The sequence below is a fragment of the Aquabacterium sp. genome (assembly GCF_041915145.1).
Taxonomy (GTDB): domain Bacteria; phylum Pseudomonadota; class Gammaproteobacteria; order Burkholderiales; family Burkholderiaceae_C; genus Aquabacterium.
This window is the reverse complement of sequence record NZ_JAYSBZ010000124.1, coordinates 685-5069: the sequence shown is the minus strand read 5'-3', so window position 1 is coordinate 5069 and position 4385 is coordinate 685. Positions and strand designations below refer to the sequence as shown.

Sequence of the window (4385 nt, the reverse complement as noted above, 5' to 3'; positions counted from 1 at the left end):
TTCGCGCCCAGTCTGCTGCCGGCCGGCACGGTGAACGTGTACTACGAGGCGGCCGCCGTCATCGTGGCGCTGATCCTGCTGGGCCGCTTTCTTGAGGCACGGGCCAAGGGCCGCACCTCCGAGGCCATCAAGCGCCTGGTCGGCCTGCAGGCCAAGGAGGCGCACGTGCTGCGCGACGGCCGCATCGTGGACATCCCGATCAACGACGTGGCGCAGGGCGACATCGTGGAAGTGCGCCCCGGCGAGCGCGTGCCGGTCGATGGTGAAGTGACCGAGGGCCGCAGCTTCGTGGACGAGTCGATGATCACCGGCGAGCCGATTCCCGTCGAAAAGGCGGAAGGCAGCACCGTGGTCGGCGGCACCGTCAACCAGAAGGGTGCGCTGACGCTGCGTGCCACCGCCGTGGGCGGTCAGACCATGCTGGCGCAGATCATCCGCATGGTCGAGCAGGCGCAAGGTTCCAAGCTGCCGATCCAGGCCGTGGTGGACAAGGTGACACTGTGGTTCGTGCCCGCCGTCATGCTGGCCGCCGTGCTGACCTTCCTGGTCTGGCTGGTGTTCGGCCCGTCGCCCGCGCTGTCCTTCGCGCTGGTCAATGCCGTGGCGGTGCTGATCATTGCCTGCCCGTGCGCCATGGGTCTGGCGACGCCGACCTCCATCATGGTCGGCACGGGCCGGGGCGCCGAGATGGGCGTACTGTTCCGCAAGGGTGAAGCCCTGCAACTGCTCAAGGACGCCAAGGTGGTGGCCGTGGACAAGACCGGCACGCTGACCGAGGGCCGCCCGGTCCTGACCGACCTGGAGATTGCCGACGGCTTTGACCGCAACCAGGTGCTGGCGAAGGTCGCCTCTGTCGAATCGCGCTCGGAGCATCCGATCGCACGCGCCATCGTCGAGTCGGCCGTGGAAGGTGGCATCGCGCTGCCGACGATGACAGACTTCGATTCGGTCACGGGCATGGGCGTGCGCGCCACCGTGGACGGCGCGCGTGTCGAGGTCGGTGCCGATCGCTTCATGCGTGAGCTGGGGTTGGACGTGAGCGGCTTCGCTCGCACGGCCGAGCGCCTGGGCAATGAGGGCAAGTCGCCGCTGTACGCCGCGATCGACGGCCGACTGGCCGCCATCATCGCGGTGGCCGATCCGATCAAGTCCAGCACGCCCGCGGCCATTGCCGCGCTGCACCAGCTCGGCCTGAAGGTGGCGATGATCACTGGCGACAACGCGCGTACCGCGCAGGCCATCGCCAAGCAACTGGGCATCGACGAGGTGGTGGCCGAAGTGCTGCCCGAGGGCAAGGTCGAAGCCGTGCGCCGCTTAAAGGCCACCCACGGCCAGATCGCCTACGTGGGTGACGGCATCAACGATGCGCCGGCGCTGGCCGAGGCCGACGTGGGCCTGGCGATCGGCACCGGCACCGACGTGGCGGTGGAGTCGGCCGACGTGGTGCTGATGTCCGGCAACCTGCAGGGTGTGCCCAACGCCATCGCGCTGTCCAAGGCCACCATCGGCAACATCCGCCAGAACCTGTTCTGGGCGTTTGGCTACAACACGGCCCTGATCCCGGTGGCCGCTGGCGTCCTATACCCCGCATACGGTGTGCTGCTGTCGCCGATCTTCGCGGCCGGAGCGATGGCGCTGTCCAGCGTGTTCGTGCTCGGCAACGCGCTGCGCCTGCGCCGCTTCCAGCCGCCGCTGGCGGCGGATACCGCTCATTGAGAAAGGAGGAACACCATGAACATCGGTGAAGCATCCAAGGCCTCGAAGGTCTCGGCCAAGATGATCCGCTACTACGAGCAGATCGGCTTGATTCCCCCGGCCGACCGGAACGATTCGGGCTACCGCGCCTATAGCCAGGACGACGTACACCGGCTGCACTTCATCCGGCGTGCGCGCGACCTCGGCTTCTCGGTGGCCGAGATCACGGACCTGCTGGGACTGTGGAACGACAAGTCGCGCCGGAGTGCCGACGTCAAGCGCCTGGCGCAGCAGCACATCTCCGAGCTGGACCGGCGCATCGCGAGCATGTTGGAGATGGCCGAGACGCTCAAGGCGCTGATCCGGTGCTGCGCCGGCGACGAACGGCCCGACTGCCCGATCCTGCACACGCTGGAGCAACTCGATACCAGCGACGACGAGCCCGAAGCGCGCACCGGCGCCGTGCCACGGCGTGCAAGTGGCAACGCAGCGGCAAAGAAGCCGCGTGCGCACTGAGCAGCCGGGAGAGACCATGCCCAAGATCACCGTCTTGCCCCATCCTGAACTGGCGCCCGAGGGCGCCGAGCTGAACGTGCCGGTCGGCACCTCGATCTGCGAGGCGCTGCTAGACAACGGCATCGAGATCGAACATGCCTGCGACATGAGCTGTGCCTGCACGACCTGCCACTGCATCGTGCGCAAGGGATTCGATTCCCTCAACGAGGTCGAGGAGTGCGAGGACGACCTGCTTGACCGGGCCTGGGGGCTAGAGGCGCAATCGCGCCTGAGCTGCCAGGCCATCGTGGCGAACGAGGACCTGACCGTCGAGATCCCGAAGTACACGATCAACCATGCCAAGGAGAACCACTAGGACCCAGCGTGCCGCCGCGGGCGCGCCGGCCTGCGGCGGGGTTGCTCTGGCAGACGGAGGACTGACGGCGTTGCAGCCTGACGACCGCCCCGGGAGCCAGATGCCTACACCCCCTTGCACCACCGCCGGTTAGGCTGGAAATGTCGTCAAAGTCCTTCAATCCGTGATAGTCGGCGCTGCGGCCGGCCCATGAAAAGTCCCACAGGAGAAGTCCAGCATGTCTGCGCCCAAACAAGCCACGCTCTACCGGATGGTCATGCCCGGCCATACCTGCCCCTACGGGCTGAAGTCGCTCGATCTGCTCAACCGCAAGGGCTACGAGGTCGAGGACAAACACTTGGCGAGCCGCGAGCAGACGGATGCGTTCAAGAAGGAGCATGGCGTCGAGACCACGCCCCAGGTCTTCATAAACGGGCGGCGCGTGGGCGGCTACGACGACCTGCGCAAATTCTTCGGCATGTCCGTGAAGGACAAGAACGCCGTGACCTACACCCCTGTGATCGCGCTGTTCGCCATGGCGGCCGCGATGGCGCTGGCGGCGAGCTGGGCGGCCTTCGGCCAGCTCTGGAGCATTCAGGCGGCAGAGTGGTTCGTGGCCTTTGCCATGTGTCTCCTGGCGCTGCAGAAGCTCAAGGACGTGGACGGCTTCGCGACGATGTTCCTCAACTACGACCTGCTGGCCAAGCGCTGGGTTCGGTATGCCTATTTCTACCCGTTCGCGGAGGCCATCGCAGGCGTCCTGATGGTCGCGGGCGTGGGGATGTGGGTGTCGATTCCGTTGGCGCTGTTCATCGGGACCGTCGGGGCCGTGTCGGTTTTCAAGGCGGTCTATGTCGATCGCCGGGAACTCAAGTGCGCCTGTGTGGGCGGGGACAGCAACGTGCCGCTGGGCTTCGTGTCCCTGACCGAGAACCTGATGATGGTGGCGATGGCCCTGTGGATGTGGGCCAAGGTCGCCTACCTTGGGATGCACTGAGCGCCGCGCCAGGTACGGCGCAGCGCACGTGCTCGCATCGGCCGTCCTGTGTGCAGGCCGGCCACGACGCGGTGTTACTGCGCGCGCGGCGGGAAGCCAGCTTCGCTCAGGGCCGCGGCGATCTGCTCTTGCGAGGCCGAGGTCTGGACCTCGACACGGCGGGTCGGCGGGTCCGTGACGATCTTGGCGTTGGGGTCGATCGTTTGGATCGTTTTCGTAACGGTGCGGGCGCAGCCGCCGCAGGTCATGTCTTCGAGATGGAATTGCATGGAAAACTCCTTTCGGGTTGGGGTGTTTGAAGTCTGGTCCTTGCCACGGTTGGAAGGTCAAGCGCTATTTGCATCCCCGCTACACCAATCGGCCGAATGCTCATAGGGCAAGGCCGTGGTGCTCTTTACCCGATCCAGCACGAAGCTTGTCTTGCAGTCCTGCACGCTGGGGTGCTTGAGCAGCGTGTCGAGCACGAAGCGAGAGTAGTGAGCCATGTTCCTGACGACCACCCGCAGCAGATAGTCCATGTCGCCGGTCAGCGCATGGCATTCCACGACCTCCGGCCATTTCTGGACCGACGCGCGGAACACGTCCATGGGATTGCGCTTGTGCGAGTCGGAGTGCTTTTCGAGACGCACGTTCAGGTAGGCCGTGAGCGTGAGGCCGATCTTCTCCGAGCCGCTGCTCGGCCCGGTGTTCTTCGAGTTCATCGAGCGCAAGGGCAACTACCGCGAGGGCTTCGGCGAAGGTAACTTCGGTGCCTTGTTCGAGTCGATGGAGCGCGACCAGATCAACCGCGGCGCGCTGGAAATCAACCCAGCCTGATTCGGGCTTTCCCCCTGAAGGCATAGC

At 65.7% G+C, this 4385-nt stretch carries 5 protein-coding genes and 2 pseudogenes; 5 read left to right on the top strand and 2 right to left on the bottom strand.

Translation table 11 applies throughout. The annotated features are described in order from the left end of the window. The 4 genes from ACE3SS_RS14775 to ACE3SS_RS14760 all read left to right on the top strand — a co-directional run. Nucleotides 1–1716, top strand: a 1716-nt coding sequence (locus ACE3SS_RS14775; protein WP_374595251.1) for a copper-translocating P-type ATPase, incomplete at its 5' end; no start/stop codon positions are given. Between the two features lie 15 nt (nt 1717–1731). Next, on the top strand, nt 1732–2211 hold the full coding sequence (gene cueR, locus ACE3SS_RS14770; RefSeq protein WP_008786743.1) for a Cu(I)-responsive transcriptional regulator: 480 nt from the start codon (nt 1732–1734) through the stop codon (nt 2209–2211). A 16-nt stretch (nt 2212–2227) separates the two neighbouring features. Next, a complete protein-coding gene (gene fdx / locus ACE3SS_RS14765; RefSeq protein ID WP_008786744.1) occupies nt 2228–2566 on the top strand; it encodes an ISC system 2Fe-2S type ferredoxin in 339 nt (112 codons plus the stop codon). A 217-nt stretch (nt 2567–2783) separates the two neighbouring features. After that, nucleotides 2784–3542 (top strand): MauE/DoxX family redox-associated membrane protein, encoded by a 759-nt coding sequence (locus ACE3SS_RS14760; protein WP_008786745.1) that lies wholly within the window; start codon nt 2784–2786, stop codon nt 3540–3542. 74 nt (nt 3543–3616) lie between these two features. Here ACE3SS_RS14760 and ACE3SS_RS14755 read toward each other — a convergent pair whose 3' ends face one another. Together ACE3SS_RS14755 and ACE3SS_RS14750 are read right to left on the bottom strand one after the other, a co-directional pair. After that, a complete protein-coding gene (locus ACE3SS_RS14755; RefSeq protein ID WP_003821167.1) occupies nt 3617–3811 on the bottom strand; it encodes a heavy-metal-associated domain-containing protein in 195 nt (64 codons plus the stop codon). A gap of 57 nt (nt 3812–3868) precedes the next feature. Beyond that, nucleotides 3869–4207, bottom strand: a pseudogene (locus tag ACE3SS_RS14750) (Lrp/AsnC family transcriptional regulator); the annotation flags it as partial. Here ACE3SS_RS14750 and ACE3SS_RS14745 point away from each other — a divergent pair. Beyond that, nucleotides 4200–4358, top strand: a pseudogene (locus ACE3SS_RS14745) (4-hydroxyphenylpyruvate dioxygenase); the annotation flags it as partial. The pseudogenes ACE3SS_RS14750 and ACE3SS_RS14745 overlap by 8 nt on opposite strands. Nucleotides 4359–4385 lie beyond the last annotated feature (27 nt).